The sequence below is a fragment of the Exiguobacterium alkaliphilum 12/1 genome, assembly GCF_000714435.1.
In the GTDB taxonomy this organism is placed as follows: Bacteria; Bacillota; Bacilli; order Exiguobacteriales; family Exiguobacteriaceae; genus Exiguobacterium; species Exiguobacterium alkaliphilum.
Map to the genome: position 1 here is coordinate 14,796 of NZ_JJMW01000022.1, position 14,815 is coordinate 29,610.

General features: G+C 53.0%; 14 protein-coding genes. 2 read left to right on the forward strand and 12 right to left on the reverse strand.

Features of this window, described 5'->3' with window-relative positions; translation table 11 throughout:
* Positions 1 to 8: 8 nt before the first annotated feature.
* A complete protein-coding gene (locus RT52_RS05505) occupies positions 9 to 542 on the reverse strand; it encodes a YceI family protein (RefSeq protein WP_034815710.1) in 534 nt (177 codons plus the stop codon).
* A 221-nt stretch (positions 543 to 763) separates the two neighbouring features.
* Between RT52_RS05505 and exaC the strand changes: the two genes are divergently transcribed.
* Together exaC and RT52_RS05515 are read left to right on the forward strand one after the other, a co-directional pair.
* Positions 764 to 2,284 (forward strand): acetaldehyde dehydrogenase ExaC, encoded by a 1,521-nt coding sequence (gene exaC, locus RT52_RS05510; RefSeq protein ID WP_034815712.1) that lies wholly within the window; start codon positions 764 to 766, stop codon positions 2,282 to 2,284.
* A gap of 1 nt (position 2,285) precedes the next feature.
* The gene (locus RT52_RS05515) at positions 2,286 to 2,645 is read left to right on the forward strand and encodes a DUF779 domain-containing protein (protein WP_034805372.1); all 360 of its coding nucleotides are present in this window, start codon (positions 2,286 to 2,288) and stop codon (positions 2,643 to 2,645) included.
* A gap of 55 nt (positions 2,646 to 2,700) precedes the next feature.
* On the opposite strand, the gene RT52_RS05520 is transcribed toward RT52_RS05515, so the two are convergent.
* The 11 genes from RT52_RS05520 to RT52_RS05570 all read right to left on the reverse strand — a co-directional run bounded on the left by RT52_RS05520 (position 2,701) and on the right by RT52_RS05570 (position 14,784).
* Positions 2,701 to 3,771 carry an ABC transporter substrate-binding protein gene (locus tag RT52_RS05520; protein ID WP_034805370.1) on the reverse strand — a complete coding sequence of 357 codons (1,071 nt, stop codon included), beginning with the start codon at positions 3,769 to 3,771 and terminating at the stop codon, positions 2,701 to 2,703.
* The gene (locus tag RT52_RS05525) at positions 3,768 to 4,562 is read right to left on the reverse strand and encodes an ABC transporter permease (protein WP_034815714.1); all 795 of its coding nucleotides are present in this window, start codon (positions 4,560 to 4,562) and stop codon (positions 3,768 to 3,770) included. Before RT52_RS05525 ends, RT52_RS05520 begins: the two co-directional genes overlap by 4 nt.
* A complete protein-coding gene (locus RT52_RS05530; protein WP_034815716.1) occupies positions 4,559 to 5,380 on the reverse strand; it encodes an ABC transporter permease in 822 nt (273 codons plus the stop codon). Before RT52_RS05530 ends, RT52_RS05525 begins: the two co-directional genes overlap by 4 nt.
* The gene (locus RT52_RS05535) at positions 5,367 to 6,473 is read right to left on the reverse strand and encodes an ABC transporter ATP-binding protein (protein ID WP_034815719.1); all 1,107 of its coding nucleotides are present in this window, start codon (positions 6,471 to 6,473) and stop codon (positions 5,367 to 5,369) included. The genes RT52_RS05530 and RT52_RS05535 overlap by 14 nt, the downstream gene beginning before the upstream one ends.
* 16 nt (positions 6,474 to 6,489) lie before the next feature.
* Positions 6,490 to 7,029, reverse strand: a complete 540-nt coding sequence (locus tag RT52_RS05540; RefSeq protein ID WP_034805364.1) for a helix-turn-helix domain-containing protein — start codon at positions 7,027 to 7,029, stop codon at positions 6,490 to 6,492.
* A gap of 170 nt (positions 7,030 to 7,199) precedes the next feature.
* Positions 7,200 to 7,469: a YfhJ family protein gene (locus RT52_RS05545; protein ID WP_034815721.1), complete on the reverse strand. Its 270-nt coding sequence runs from the start codon at positions 7,467 to 7,469 to the stop codon at positions 7,200 to 7,202.
* On the reverse strand, positions 7,466 to 7,780 hold the full coding sequence (locus RT52_RS05550; protein WP_034805360.1) for a YfhH family protein: 315 nt from the start codon (positions 7,778 to 7,780) through the stop codon (positions 7,466 to 7,468). The genes RT52_RS05545 and RT52_RS05550 overlap by 4 nt, the downstream gene beginning before the upstream one ends.
* Positions 7,781 to 7,849: 69 nt before the next feature.
* The gene (locus RT52_RS05555) at positions 7,850 to 9,025 is read right to left on the reverse strand and encodes an RtcB family protein (RefSeq protein WP_034815723.1); all 1,176 of its coding nucleotides are present in this window, start codon (positions 9,023 to 9,025) and stop codon (positions 7,850 to 7,852) included.
* A gap of 9 nt (positions 9,026 to 9,034) precedes the next feature.
* A complete protein-coding gene (locus tag RT52_RS05560; RefSeq protein ID WP_051690284.1) occupies positions 9,035 to 11,080 on the reverse strand; it encodes an ABC transporter ATP-binding protein in 2,046 nt (681 codons plus the stop codon).
* Positions 11,081 to 11,102: 22 nt separating this feature from the next.
* Positions 11,103 to 12,827: an ABC transporter ATP-binding protein gene (locus tag RT52_RS05565; RefSeq protein ID WP_034815725.1), complete on the reverse strand. Its 1,725-nt coding sequence runs from the start codon at positions 12,825 to 12,827 to the stop codon at positions 11,103 to 11,105.
* A gap of 316 nt (positions 12,828 to 13,143) precedes the next feature.
* A complete protein-coding gene (locus tag RT52_RS05570) occupies positions 13,144 to 14,784 on the reverse strand; it encodes an L-lactate permease (protein WP_051690285.1) in 1,641 nt (546 codons plus the stop codon).
* Positions 14,785 to 14,815: the final 31 nt, after the last annotated feature.

Genomic DNA, 14,815 nt, shown 5'->3' on the forward strand with positions numbered 1-14,815 from the left:
ACTTTTTATTATGCCTCCGATTCCGTGAACTGGAGCTCGAAATCGAATTTGACTTTCTTATCGACGAGGACGCCGCCCGCTTCGAGCGCTTGGTTCCACGTCAAACCGTAGTCTTCACGGTTGATCGACCCATCACCGGTGAAGGCATGCTTCATGTTGCCCCAAGGATCTTTGGCGCTTCCTTCATACTCGACTTCAAACGTCTCTTCACGCGTCGTCCCGCGAATCGTCAAGTTGCCTGTCAACTCGAATTCGCTGCCGCCTTTTGAGCGGAACGACGTCGACTCGAACACGATGTCCTCGTGTTGCTCCACGTCAAAGAAATCACCGGACCGCAAGTGGTTGTCGCGATCACCATTGTTCGTGTCAATCGATGCCGCTTTAATCGTCACCTTCACACTCGCGTTCGCGAGATCATCCGGTTGCCCGTTCGCCTCGACGTTGAAATCTTTAAATTCGCCTTTCACTTTCGAGATCATCATATGTTTGACGGTAAAGTTGATGGTGCTATGGGCTGGGTCGACTTGATACGTTTTTGCCATAAGTACGTCCACTCCTTCGGATTATGAATTCATTCTAATATGGTTTTTACCACAAATCTTGACTTCAAAACATTTTTTCGCAAATGTGACAAATTATTGTCGAAAAATTTTGACTTTTATCACAACTACCCGTTAGGATGGAAAAGGGAGCTATTTGCTTACTTGAAAATGTAAGCGCATACATAGGTTCCCGATACTTTACGGAAAAGGGAGGAACGACCATGATTTATGAAGTCCCAAACTCGACAGGCACGAAAGTACACTTTAAAGACCGCTATGAGAATTACATCAATGGCAAGTGGACAGCGCCTGCCGGGGGAGAATATTTTGAGAACACCTCTCCGGTCAACGGTAAAGTTTTATGTGAAGTCGCCCGCTCGACAAAGGAAGATGTCGAACTCGCGCTAGACGCGGCTCACGCCGCAAAAGAAGATTGGGGCAAGACGTCGGTGACGGAACGTGCCGTCATCTTGAATAAGATTGCCGATCGTATGGAAGAAAACCTTGAGATGCTCGCTTACGCCGAGACATGGGAGAACGGGAAAGCCGTCCGCGAGACGCTGAATGCCGATCTTCCGCTCGCCATCGATCATTTCCGATACTTTGCCGGGGTCATCCGCTCCCAAGAAGGTGGCATCAGCGAACTCGACAACGACACGGTCGCCTATCACTTCCAAGAGCCGCTCGGTGTCGTCGCGCAAATCATTCCTTGGAACTTCCCAATCTTGATGGCCGTCTGGAAAGTCGCGCCGGCCCTCGCCGCCGGGAACTGTATCGTCTTGAAACCAGCGGAACAGACACCTGCGTCAATCATGGTGCTCCTAGAATTGATTGAAGACCTGCTCCCGCCAGGCGTCTTGAATATCGTCAACGGGTTCGGGCTCGAGGCGGGTAAACCGCTCGCGTCGAGCGACCGTGTCGACAAGGTCGCCTTTACAGGTGAGACGACGACAGGCCGCCTCATCATGCAATACGCGTCACAAAATATCATCCCGGTGACGCTCGAGCTCGGTGGAAAATCGCCGAACATCTTCTTCGCCGACATTATGGATGCGGACGATGATTTCTTCGATAAAGCGATTGAAGGGCTCGTCATGTTCGCCTTGAACCAAGGTGAAGTATGCACGTGTCCATCACGTGCCCTCATCCACGAGTCGATTTATGAGCCGTTCATGGAACGCGTCCTCGAACGCGTGAAAGTGATCAAGCTTGGCAACCCGCTCGACCCTGACGTCATGATGGGCGCCCAAGCGTCGAACGAGCAGCTCGAGAAAATCTTGTCGTACCTCGAGATCGGCAAATCGGAAGGTGCCGAGTGCCTCATCGGTGGTGAGCGCAACGTGATGGATGGTGAGCTCGCGGACGGCTTCTACGTCCAACCGACGATTTTCAAAGGCCATAACAAGATGCGTATTTTCCAAGAAGAAATCTTTGGACCGGTCCTCTCGGTGACGACGTTTAAAGACGACGCCGAAGCAATCGCCATCGCCAATGACACGCTCTACGGCCTTGGTGCCGGTGTATGGACGCGCGACATGAACCGGGCTTACCGTTTCGGGCGTGAGATTCAAGCCGGTCGCGTCTGGATCAACTGTTATCATCAATACCCGGCGCACGCGGCGTTCGGCGGCTATAAGATGTCAGGGATCGGCCGTGAGAACCATAAGATGATGCTCAGCCATTATCAACGGACGAAAAACATGCTCGTCAGTTACAGCGAACAAAAACTCGGGTTCTTCTAAGATGGTGAACCGCGTCGAGGCCACCCCCGCCACGCTCGCGCTTCTCGATCGACTGAAACAAAAGCATGGACCACTCCTGTTTCACCAGTCTGGCGGATGTTGTGACGGAAGTTCACCGATGTGCTTTCCCCAAGGTGAATTTCTCGTCGGTGATCACGACGTCTTACTTGGCGAAATCGGGGGGTGTCCGTTCTATATCCACGAGAAGCAATATGATTATTGGAAGCATACGCAACTGATCATCGACGTCGTCGATGGCAGAGGCGGCATGTTCTCCGTCGAAGGCGTCGAAGGGAAGCGGTTTTTAAGCCGTTCGCGTGTCTTCACAGACGAGGAGCGGGCCGAGCTGCAACAGTCGTGAATGAACTCTCACTTGAATACAAAAAAGTCCCGCTCATCTTCGAGCGGGACTTCTGTTATTTACTCTGCATTTTGAAGCGCAAATACAACTCGTTGTAATACGCGTTCATGCGCTTGCCTAAATTCTCATACACCTCAAGCTCGTCCGTCACTTCTTTATCGGGATAGAACCGTTCATCCGTGACGACTTCTTCATCGAGGAACTCGAGCGCGGCCTCGTTCGGTGTCGAATAGCCGACATAGTCCGTGTTGCGTGCCGCAATCTCGGCGTCGAGCATGAAATCGATGAACTGATGGGCCCCTTCGACGTTACGGGACGTGCTCGGGATGACCAAATTGTCGAACCAAAGATTCGTCCCTTCTTCCGGGATGACGTACGTCAACTCTTCGTTCTCGTACATGATTTCTGAGGCGTCACCGGACCAGACGACGGCCGCGGCTGCTTCCCGGTTCGCCATGAGCATCTTAATCTCATCGCCGACGATCGCTTTAATGTTCGGCCACAGCGTCTCGAGCTTTTTCTCCGCCTCGAGCAGTTCCGCTTCGTCAGTCGTATTGAGCGAGTAACCGAGCGAGTTCAGACCGAAGCCCATGACTTCCCGTGTTCCGTCCGCGAGCAAGATGTCGTTTTCAAGCGGCATCTCCCATAAATCGTTCCACGACGTGATCTCTCCGTCGACAAGTTCTGGATTATAGACAATCCCGACCGTTCCCCAGAAGTAAGGGACCGAGTATTTATTGCCGGGGTCAAACGACTTATCGAGGAAGCGCGGGTCGATGTTGTCGAAATTCTCAAGCTTGGTATAGTCGATTGGGACGAGTAAATCCTCTTCAATCATTTTGCTGATAGCGTAGTCGGACGGGACAGCGATGTCGTAGGCCGTCCCACCTTGCTGGATTTTCGTGAGCATCGCCTCGTTCGAATCAAACGTCTGATAGATGACCTTCAACCCGGTCTCTTCCTCAAACTCATCAATCAAGTCCTCATCGATATAGTCGCCCCAGTTGTAGACGACGAGCGTATTGTCCCCGCCAAACCCTTGCGCCATATTGATTTGATAAATCCAAAGCAAGATGCCGAAGCTGACGACGAGCGGCGCCGTCAACATGATGACTAACTTTTTCATCGTCTGACCTCCTTCGCCGTGCGTCGCGCGAGTACATAGTACCCGAGGACGAGCATGAGCGTGAACAAGAACAGTAGCGTCGACAAGGCGTTAATCTCAAGCGAGATCCCTTGACGTGCCCGTGAATACACTTCGACCGCGAGCGTCGAGAACCCGTTCCCCGTGACGAAGAACGTGACGGCGAAGTCATCGAGCGAATACGTGAGTGCCGTGAAGAACCCGGCGAAGATGCCCGGTGTGATGTACGGCAAGATGACTTTCGTGAGCACGTCCCATGTGCTCGCCCCTAAATCGCGCGACGCATCGATTAACGTCGGGCTCATCTCTTGTAGCTTCGGCAAGACGAGGATGACGACAATCGGGACCGAAAACGCGATATGGGCCAACAGCACCGAGTAGAACCCGAGCTGAATACCGAGCATCGTGAACAAGATGAGAAACGACGCCCCGATAATGACGTCCGGGCTGACAATCAGCACGTTGTTGAGTGACAAGAGCGACGTCTTCGTGAACTTCTGCTTGGCCGTATAGATGGCGAGCGCACCGATGACTCCGAGCACGGTCGAAATCGTCGCCGAGAGCAGCGCGATGACGATTGTATTTAAGACGATGACGAGGAGACGTGTATCGGTGAAGAGCGCCTCGTACCATTCGAGGGTGAACCCTTCAAAGCTGCTCATCGTCCCACCGCTATTGAACGAGTAAACGACCAAATAGAGAATCGGCGCGTAAAGAATGAAGAACACCGCCATCAAATACAAGTTCGCTAATTTGAATTTTCGTTGTTTCATCGGCGCACCGCCCCTTTCGCACCCCAGTCACGCGTGATGACCATGACGAGCACCATCGCCAAAATTAAGAACACGGCAATCGTCGAGCCCATGCCCCAGTTTTGCGTGACGAGGAATTGTTGTTCAATCGCCGTACCGAGCGTGATGACACGGTTCCCGGCGATGAGACGTGTAATCATGAAGAGTGAGAGTGCCGGGATGAAGACGATTTGAATCCCGGACTTGACGCCGTCGAGCGTGAGCGGGAAGATGACCCGTCGGAACGTCGTCCAATTCGAGGCCCCGAGGTCACGCGACGCATAGACGAGTGACGGCGGCAACTTCTCGATGGCGTTATAAATCGGCAAAATCATGAACGGGATAAAGATATACACCGACACGAACACGAAACTGAAATCCGTGAACAAAATCTGCCGTGACCCGATACCAATCGCATCTAAAAACTGGTTCGTGATACCGTACGTCCCGAAAATCCCGAGAAACGCGTAGGCTTTGAGCAACAAGTTGATCCATGACGGCAAGATGATGAGGAGGAGCCACAACTTTTTGTGCTTCGTCTTCGTCAACAAGTACGCCGTCGGATAGCCGATGAGAAGCGAGAAGAATGTGATTAAGAACGCGTACCAGAACGACGACAGCGTCATCGTCAAATACGTCGACGTGAAGAACGTCCGATAGTTCTCTAAACTCAAGTTCCCTTCAATATCAAAGAAGGAATAGTAGAGAACGAGGAAGAGCGGTGCGATGACGAACAGGGCAATCCACACCCAATACGTCGTCATATAGACCGTCTTCGCCGTTTGACTAGTTCGATTCATGGCCGACCTCCTCATACGATTCGAGGCGGCGGTCGAACTCTTCTTCCGTTTCTCCTAGGCGCATGACATGAATCGCTTCCTCGTCGAACGTGAGCCCAATCTTGGATCCGACGACTGATTTTTTCGTCGAATGGACGAGCCACTCGTTCCCTTCCTCGTCATAACAGCAAATCTCATAATGGACGCCGCGGAACAGCTGGGAATCGACATCGACGACAAGTTTTGCCGACTCGACCGACGTCATCTCCAAATCCTCTGGACGAATGATGACTTCGACGTTCTCATTGCGGTCGAATCCTCGGTCGACACAGTCGAACGTCTTCCCAGCGAACGAGACGATGTTGTCTTCCGGCATGACGCCCGGCACGATATTCGATTCGCCGATAAAGTCGGCGACGAAACGGTTGATTGGTTCGTCGTAAATGTCGGTCGGCGTCCCACTTTGGACGATGCGCCCGTTGTTCATGACGAAGATCTCGTCCGACATGGCGAGCGCTTCTTCTTGGTCGTGTGTGACGAAGATGAACGTGATACCGAGGCGCTGTTGCAATTCGCGGAGCTCATACTGCATCTCGGTCCGGAGCTTCAAGTCGAGCGCCGAGAGCGGTTCATCGAGCAAAATGACTTCCGGCTCGTTGACGATGGCGCGCGCGATGGCAACACGTTGGCGCTGCCCGCCCGACATCTCATCGATTTCACGCGATTCGTATCCGACCAAGTTGACGAACTTGAGCGCTTGCTCGACTTTCGTCTTGATGTCGGCCTCTTTCATCTTCTTGATGCGTAGACCGAACGCGACGTTCTCGAACACGTTCAAATGAGGGAAGAGTGCATAGTCTTGGAACACCGTGTTCACTTGACGTTTATTCGCCGGCACGTCATTGATTCGTTTCCCATCAAAGTGAATGTCTCCATTGGAAGCCTCGATAAACCCCGCGATGAGCCGAAGAATCGTCGTCTTCCCGCATCCCGATGGTCCGAGTAGCGTGTAGAACTTCCCTCGCTCAATCTCAAAACTGATGTTCTCTAAGACGACGGTATCGTCGTAGCGTTTCGACACGTTATCAAAACGGATAATTGTCTGTTCGTTCATCTCATTTCCTCCCTGTTCATAAATATGAATGTGTCGCGACAACGAGACATTCGGTCACGTCCTCGTAATCGTTGACGAGTTGGTGCGAGTCCGACGCGACATAGTAAAGTGTTTCACCCGCTTTGGCAAAATACGTATGGTTCCCAAGCTTCAAAGCGACGCGTCCCGATAACACATAAACGAACGTCTCCGAGCGCGAAGGCTCGTAACGCTTGAACTCACCGTGTCGGGCGAACGTCAGTAAAATGGGCTCCATCTCTTTCTCATTCGATTCCGGGATCAGCCACTCGGTCCGGTATTTTCGTTCCTCGTCGGCATAGACGGTCCGGTCGTCCTCAGTGTAAACGACTTTTTGAAAAATCTCTTCATCGAAAAACTCTTTCGGTGAACAACCTAGCACTTCCAATAAGTCAAAGAGTGTCTCAAGCGAGGGCGAACTCAAGTCCCGCTCAATTTGCGAGATGTACCCTTTGCTCAAATCGGTGCGTTCCGCCAACTCTTCTTGCGTCAATCCGTTTTTAACGCGGAGGCGCTTCAATTTTTGACCGACTTCCAAGTCGCGTTCCTCCTTTCGACTTTGCGGTAAGTTTAGTGAAAGATGATTCCAACTAAAGAAAGTTTATAAATACTTAACTATCAAGCAAACAAATAGCGCCTTTTATTATAACCAACTGTAACACGTTTGCAAGTAAAAAATCACGCCAATTTGGCGTGATTGGCGTGATTTTAGTGAAGATCTCGTTTTGACATCAAGTGTTTGAACTTCTCGTTTTTCGTTTGGAATAGATGTAGTTGCGGGCCATACGCATCAATCTGTTGGACGACGTACTGAAACGATTTCGCCTCCCCCGGATACGGTTCTCCGGCTCGGGCAAGCGTCGTTTCAAAATCCTCCCACAGCACTTCGACCCACGTCAGCGCTTCGAGCTCGCTCAACACATCGTTTTTCGCCTTCAAGATTTCGGCCAACCTTTCATATTGCTCGGACCGGTTCATGCCTTCACCTCCGACAGTTCAGAGAGCGGAATCGCACGCTCCATCATTTCGCCTTCGAACGTCCCCCACCCCATGACGCCGTTGACGAACTTCAAGCGGAACGGACGTTCATTGTAGTTGACGATATACGTCTCTCCCGGTTTGAACGACGACGGGTCAATCAAATAGCTCTCGGCGATGGCGATGCGGCGCAAGACGACTTCAATCTCACTTACCATCCCCATCTGCTCCGCTTTCCGCTTCCGTTCGTGGAGCGCTTGAATCTCTTGCTCCAATTCGTATTTCGATAAGTCACTCAATCGTTTTTCCATTTCGTTCACCTCACTTGTAGCGTATCAGATTTTCGATAGAAAAGAAAAAGGCGAAACTGAACAGATCGTTCAGTTCGCCTTGAAGTTGTAGAGCGGTTTAATGACTTGGTCGATGGTGACGGCCGGTTCGATATAGCGAACGATTTCCTTCATCGATTTATAAACGAACGGTGACTCGTCAATCGTTGACGGCCGGACCGACGTCGACCAGACGCCGGACATCGCTCGTTTGAACTCATTGAAGTCGACACGCTTCCGCGCAGCCGAACGTGACATGATCCGTCCGGCTCCGTGCGGTCCGGAGAAGTTCCAGTCGGGATTCCCTTTCCCGGTACAGATGAGCGAGCCATCCCGCATGTTCATCGGGATGATGACCCGTTCCCCGTCTTTCGCCGAAATCGCCCCTTTTCGAAGGATCCGATCGTCATGGTCGATATAGTTATGCACCGTGTCGAATTGGTCAAGGACGCTCCAGTTCATCGCCTCGACGATGACATCGGTCATGGCAAGGCGGTTCATCGCGGCATACTGTTGCGCGATCCGCACGTCGTGCATATAATCTTGCATCGCGTCGCCTTCGACGTAGGCGAGGTCGCGGAATTGTTTCCGCGTCTCACGCTCTGTCTCGAGATACGTTGAAATTTCATGCTCACGTCCGGTAGCTTTCAACTGTTCAATCGCTTCCATCACATCCGTCGTCTTCATCATGTGTTCGATTGCGCGACTTTGATAATGATCGGCAATTTGTACACCGAGATGGCGTGACCCCGAATGGATGACGAGATATGTCCGCCCGTTGTTCTCATTTACTTCAATAAAGTGATTGCCCGACCCGAGCGTCCCGACCGAGCGTAAGGCACGGTCGAGTTTGAACGGGGCCCGGACGTCTTCTAACGGAAGCTTCGCGGCATAAGCATGGGCTTCTTCCCGAATGTTCATCCCGCTCGGCACCGCTTGACGAATGACGTCATCGAGTTTTTGAAAATCGATTCGTTTCGCCTTGATCTCGGTACAGAGCATGCCGCATCCGAGGTCGACGCCGACCAAATTCGGCACAATCTTATCGTGAATCGTCATCGTCGTGCCGACGACCGAACCTTTACCGGCGTGCATGTCCGGCATGATGCGAATCGTCGCGCCTTCTGTGAACGGTTGATCGACGAGCGTCTGCAGTTGCGCACGCGTCATATCATCCATCCGTTCATTGAATACTTTGGCGCGGTTGTGCTTTCCGATAATCTCCATATTGCCTCCTTAACTGATGGCTTGTTGTTTACTTTGTAGCTCATGCATGCGGGCGTAGACACCGCCGTCTGCGATGAGCGATTGATGGTTCCCGCGTTCGATGATGTGACCATGGTCGAGGACGAGGATTTGGTCGGCTTCTCGAATCGTCGACAGGCGGTGGGCGATGACAAATGTCGTCCGGCCTTTCGTCAGCGTCTTAAGCGCCTCTTGGATGAGCGCCTCTGTCTCTGAATCGACACTCGCTGTCGCCTCGTCTAGGACGAGGATGGCCGGGTCGAAGACGAGCGCGCGCGCGAAGCTGATCAGTTGTCGTTCACCGCTCGAAAGCGATGCGCCACGTTCGATGACCGGTTCCTCTAGTCCGTTCGGCAACTGCTTGACGAAGCGGTCGGCTCCGACCGCCGTGAGCGCCCGCCAGACGCGCTCATCGGAAATCGTCTCGTCGCCGAGCGTCACGTTCGTCTTAATCGACCCCGTAAACAGGAACGGGTCCTGGAGGACGATGCCGAGATGGTCACGGACCGCTTGTGTCGGCAGTTTTGTCACGTCCATCCCATCGATGTTGAGCGCCCCATGTGACGGATCATAGAAGCGCATGAGCAGGTTCATGATTGAGCTCTTGCCACTTCCGGTATGCCCGACGAGCGCCACCGTTTCTCCAGGTGCGGCGTGGATGTCGATGTGTTGGAGCACCGGTTTTCCGGCCTCATAACTGAACGAAACGTCATCGAAGACGACTTCGCCTTTAAAGCGTGGGATGCGTTCTGACGACACGTCTTCCCCTTTCTCATCGAGCAACTGGAACATCCGGTCTGCCGAGACGAGCGCCTGCTGGAGTGGCGACAGTTGGTTCATGATTTGCGTCACCGGCTCGAAAATCCGTGAGACGTAATCGATATACGCGTACAGAATCCCGAGCGTGAGCACGCTGCCCGTACCGAGCGTCTGCGCCCCAACGACCCAGATGAGCAAGGCAAGTGCCATATTGCGGAAAAAGTTGACCAAGTTGTGCGACATGAGCGCGTCGAGCTTGAGCAACTTCCGACGCGTCTGGAAATTGTCACTGTTCTTCTCGTTGAACTCGTCATAGACGAGGTCTTCTTTCACATACGATTGAATGATTGGCATCGTTTGAATGCTTTCATTCAATTGGGCGTTCATATCGGCGACGAGTGCCCGCACCCGGAAGTTGTTCCGTGTCGACAGACGTTGGAACAACTTGATCCAGACGATGACGACCGGGATGATGATGAGCGAGACGAGACCGAGTCGGACGTCTAAGAAGAACATGGCGATCAAGACACCAATCATCATGACGACGCTTTGGAATACACGGGCAAGGACGCCTAAATAAAGGTCGCGAATCGTCTCGGTGTCGTTCGTGACCCGGCTGACGATTTTCCCGATTGGTGTCTGGTCAAAGTAACGCACAGGAATCGTCTGTAAGTGCCGCATGACATCGAGCCGCATCGTCTTGACGATTTGGTGGGCCGAACGTTGGAGGAGCATCTGTTGTCCCCAGTTCAACCCTGCCGCAATCAAAAGCAAGATGACATAAAGTCCGGATAAGAAGAGGACAGCCCGGAGATCTGTCTCATAAAATCGGAACACGTCCGTCGATGAGAGCGGCACGATGTTTTCGTAAGTGGCGGCCTCATCGCTTCGCGTGATGGTGAGGACGTCGTTCTCTACTTCGCGGACTCCCCCGCTCATGACGGCATCCGGTACGAGATAGTAGCCATCTGTCGTCTGGACGATCGAGACCGGCCGGACGACCGTCTCCCCGTCGAGTCTTGATTCTTTCTCGTAGACGTTCCCGGCAAACGAGACGCTACCCCCTGATTCGACTTGTACCCAATCGCGCTCGATGGCGACGATATGGTCGTCAATGATGATTTTTGCAATATACGGACCGGCAAGTTCTGCGCCGACCGCTAAAAAGAGTAACAACAGACCTAGGAAAATCGAACGCTTCACTTGTTTGGCATAGCCGACGAGTGAGCGAATCGTCTTTTTCCTGCGAACTGGATCTAATTCGTGTTGATCGATCATGAGAGATTCCCCCTTTCCCGGATTACTCCGTCTCCCCTTGTCGAACGTATTGTTCATAATACCAACCGTGTCGTTCCATCAGTTGGTCGTGCGTACCGCGTTCCGTGACGCGGCCGTCTTGTAAGACGAGAATCTGGTCGGCATGGGCCACGGCCGATAGGCGGTGGGCGACGATGAACGTCGTCTGTTCCGACCGGCTCGTCCGGACCGAGTCGATGATTCGTGATTCCGTTTTCGCGTCGACTGCAGAGAGCGAGTCGTCGAGTAATAGAATCTCAGGGTCTTTGAGCAAGGCTCGGGCAATCGAGAGACGTTGTTTCTGTCCACCCGACAGCATGACCCCTTGCTCACCGACGACCGTATCGAGTCCGTTCTCTAAATGATTGATATCGGTATCGAACGCCGCAAGGCGAATGGCCGTTTGAAGGTCGTCCTCGGTCGCATCGGCCGCCCCGAACAAGATGTTGTCGCGGACCGTCTTCGAGAACAGCAAGTGTTCTTGCGACACGTAGCCGCTCCAGCCTCGGACTTGTTCGAGCTTGATGTCTGAGATGGGGATGCCGTTGACGAGCAACGCATCGTCAATCGGGTATTCCCGGAGCAGTTGACGCAAGAGCGTCGTCTTCCCGGCCCCGGTCGGCCCGACGATCCCAATCGTCTCTCCGCGTGACACGTGGAGCACGATGTCTTCAAGCGACGCACGGTTTGACCCCGGGTACGTGAACGTGAGCGACTTGAACGTGATCTTCTCAGGAACGGCGACATCCGTCGTCCCCGTCGACTCGACGTCTGGCCGTTCGTTCATCGTCGCTTCAATCCGCTCTAAGCTCGCCGTTCCGCGTTGGACGACGTTAATCAATTCTCCGAACGCATACATCGGCCAGATGAGCATCCCGAGATAAATGTTGAACGAGACGAGTTGACCGAGCGTGATGTCGTTCGTGAAGACGAGATACGTCCCGAACGACAGGCCAATCAAGTAGCTCAGTCCGACGAGTAGTTTGATGACCGGCTCGAACAAGACGTCGATTTTGGCGACGTGCATGTTTTTCGCCATGACGTCGTCGGTGATCGTGTCGAACTTCTTCGTATCCGCCTCTTCTTGGACGAACGAGCGGACGACACGAAGCCCTGAAATCGATTCGACGACTTGGTCGTTCATGACCCCGAACGAATCTTGCGCCGCCGTGAAGCGTGCATGGATTTGGCGCCCGAGCTTGTTCATCGACCAGGCGAGAATCGGCATCGGCAACAGTGCCGCGAGCGTCAGCTTCCAATCGATGAACACGCCCATGATGGTGAGCGCGATGAGCGTCATGTTGAACGAATCGACGAGCGTCATGACGCCGAACCCGGCCGTTCGTTCGACCGCTTTCAAATCGTTCGTCGCGAGCGCCATCAAGTCACCCGTGCGATGCTGCTGATAAAATCGCGGCGTCTGCCGAAGCAAATGACCAAAGAAGCGACCCCGCAATTTTTTCTCTAGCAGGAAGGCCGTCCCGAACAAGCGGGCGATCCACAAGTACGACATGACGTACGACAAGACCATGATCCCGAGGAGCGACCCGACGATGAGGATGAGCCGCTCTGTCGTCAAACTCCCTTCCCGAATCGCATCGATCGCCTGGCCGATAATCCACGGTGGCAACATGTCGACGACACCCGTGATGATTAACAGAATGATGGCGATGAGATACGTCCGTTTTTGCCGTTTAATAAACCAATCCAATTGTCTAATCAGTTTCATGACTGATTTCCCCCTTCCGCCCTTTCCATGCACGCAAAAAAGCGCACGTCACCTGATTGTGCAACCAATCGGATGAAGTGCGCTTGACAGTCTTCAGTCTTTTGCATGGTCAGGGAAAGGACACTACCCCTATCCAGCTGCCCGTTTAAGCAGTCAAATACGAGTAGCCATATGATGTTGTGTGTGTGCGTTGTAGTGTTGTGATGTACTTCATCATGCTGGCTCCTCTCGTTTCATAGTTTTAAAATCTACTAAAACCTTAGCAGACTGTTCAGAAAATTGTCAATATTATTTTGTAAAGAAATTGTAATTTATTTTAGTTGATGAAGAACGTCGCCAAAACCACACCGACAATCCCCGTCGCCACGACGTAGTAAATCATCGGCATGAGCGTGTAACGGATGATCGTTCCTTCTTTTCCGAGGAGACCGGCGACCGAAGCAACCGCGACGACGTTCAAGACGCAAATCATGTTACCGGCGTTCGCCCCTGCCATTTGCATCGATAGGGCGAGCGTCTCACTCATGCCGACCGATTCGGCGACACTCGTCGTCAAGCTCGAGAACATCATGTTCGAGAACGTGGCGGACCCGGATACGAACGACCCGAGTGCCCCAATCCACGGCGCGACGAGCGGCCAAACCCCACCGAACGTGTCAGCCGCAGCCGTTGCAAGTTCGACCGGCATGGAACCTAACCCTGCCCCGCCATTCTCCGAGTGGATGAAGATGCGGACCATCGGCACGGACGCCGCGAGGGTGATGAGTGTCCCGCCGATGCCGAGCGTCGTCGATTTAAACACCGACGTCACTTGCGACCAACTCATATTGTGCAAGAAGAACGTCGCGATCATCGTCAAAATGAACATGAACCCTGGCGAGTAGAACGGCTCCCACGATGTCGAGATTCCGACGACCCCTAAGATGTCTGGCAAGTTGATGCGGACACTTCGCGTCAGTTCGTTCAAGAACGGGACAGTCCGCGTCAAGATGAGGAAAATCGTCAAAATCAAGTAAGGGGCCCACGCTTTCCATTGCGGCAGTTCACGCTTGCCTGTCTTGACGGTCGGTTGTTCGAGCGGCTCGTCGAGTTCGTCGACGTATCCGTCAAACGTCCAAACACGCTTCGGCATCAAGATGCCCTTCTTCGCCATCGCAACCAAAATGACGAGACCTGTCAATCCACCGAGCATACCTCCAAATTCAAATCCTAGGGCGAGCGTCCATAAATAGGCCGGGATGCTGTAGACGAGCGCTGCGACGAGCGCGATTGGCAACACTTCAAACGCCGGTTTGACCGACTTTTGTTTACTGAAGAACCGCGTCAGCATCAAAATGAGAATGAACGGAATAAACAGACCGACGACCATATCGATGAGCACCGTCTGCAAGACGACGCTCGTCAAAAACTCAATCGCTTCCGGTTGACTCACGTCGAGCGAAAGACCGTTCCCGATTCCGATGAGCGCCGGTGTTCCGACCGCGCCGAACGTGACGGCCGAAACGTCAGCCGACAAGGCAATGACGACGGCCGCAATCGGCGGAAAACCTAACGCGATCAGAAGCGGAGCCGCGACCGTGGCCGGAGTCCCGAAACCGGATGCCCCTTCGATGAAAGAAACGAACAGCCAGCCGACGATGAGTACTTGAATCCGTGGATCCGGCGTAATCGTGACAAACCCGGAGCGGATGGCGTTCATCCCACCGCCCTCTTTCATCGTGTTCATCATTCCAATCGCACCGTAGACGATCCAAGCCGCCGTAATGGCGATGACGAGCCCTTGTAGAACAGCCGCCGTGATTTGTGTGGCGTCGAGTTGCCAGACGAAAAATGCGAGAATTGCTGTTAAAACGAGCGAAAGTGGCATCGCAATCGATGCCGGTAACCGCATAATGACCAGTAAGATGAGCACCGATACAATCGGCATCAGTGCTGTAATCCATTCGAAAATCGTCAATGTAGACCCACCTTTTCAGTTTTTTCCCCTA